This window comes from Alcanivorax sp. HI0044 (assembly GCF_001634945.1).
In genome coordinates this window covers 1-1,002 of the sequence record NZ_LWEZ01001347.1, presented here as the reverse complement: position 1 = coordinate 1,002, position 1,002 = coordinate 1, and the positions used below count along the sequence as shown (strand labels likewise).

The window sequence follows — 1,002 nt, the reverse complement described above, 5'->3', positions numbered from 1 at the left end:
AGCACCCGGACCGTTATGCCACCACGGTGAGCCGCCGCATGCCCCGGCGCAACAAACACTTTGATGTGCCCACCCAGGTAGTGATCAGCAACGACATCGTCAACGACCGTACCGCCGTGGACATCCAGACCCTGGACCGCCCCGGCCTGCTGGCTCATATCGGGCGCATCTTCATGCGCTTCGAGATTCTGGTGCAGAATGCCCGCATTGCCACCCTGGGCGAACGCGCCGAAGACGTTTTCTTCATTACCGACCTTGATGGCGAGCCGGTTTCCGACCCGACGTTGTGCCAGGAACTGCAGCAGACCCTCAAGCAAGAACTCGACGACAAGAACAACGGAAACACCTGACCCTATGAACCCAGATCTGGAACGGTTGCACCCCTACCCGTTTGAAAAATTGAAGACCCTGTTCAGCGGCTTGCCCCAATCGGACAAGTCGCCCATTGCCCTGTCCATCGGCGAGCCCAAACACCCGTCGCCGGATTTTGTGCAGCAGGTATTAAAAGACTCCACCGCGCGGCTAGCCAACTACCCGACCACCGCCGGTATCCCGGAATTGAGTGAGGCCATCGGCCAGTGGCTCAAGCGCCGCTTTCACCTGCAAGATATCGACCCGGCCAGCCAGGTGTTGCCGGTAAACGGCACCCGGGAAGCCCTGTTTTCCTTTACCCAGGCGGTGGTGGATCGCCAGCGCCAGCCGCTGGTGCTGATGCCCAATCCCTTCTACCAGATTTACGAAGGCGCCACGCTGTTGGCCGGTGGCGAGCCCATGTACCTGCCTTGCACCGACGCCACAGGCCTACAACCGGACTTCGATGCGGTCAGTGAAGACACCTGGACCCGTACCCAGCTGCTGTTTATTTGTACCCCGGGCAACCCTACCGGGGCCACGCTCAGCAAGGCCCAGCTCAAGGCCCTGATTCAGCTGGCGGATAAGTACGATTTTGTTATCGCCTCAGACGAATGCTATTCGGAAATCTATCGCGACACCCCTCCCACC

At 59.8% G+C, this 1,002-nt stretch carries 1 protein-coding gene and 1 pseudogene; both read left to right on the top strand.

Going from position 1 to position 1,002, the window contains the following annotated elements; all coding sequences use genetic code 11:
- Window positions 1-350: pseudogene (gene glnD / locus A3730_RS19940) on the top strand ([protein-PII] uridylyltransferase); the annotation flags it as partial.
- Between the two features lie 4 nt (window positions 351-354).
- A partial coding sequence (locus A3730_RS19935; protein ID WP_156501266.1) for an aminotransferase class I/II-fold pyridoxal phosphate-dependent enzyme occupies window positions 355-1,002 on the top strand: 648 nt, incomplete at its 3' end.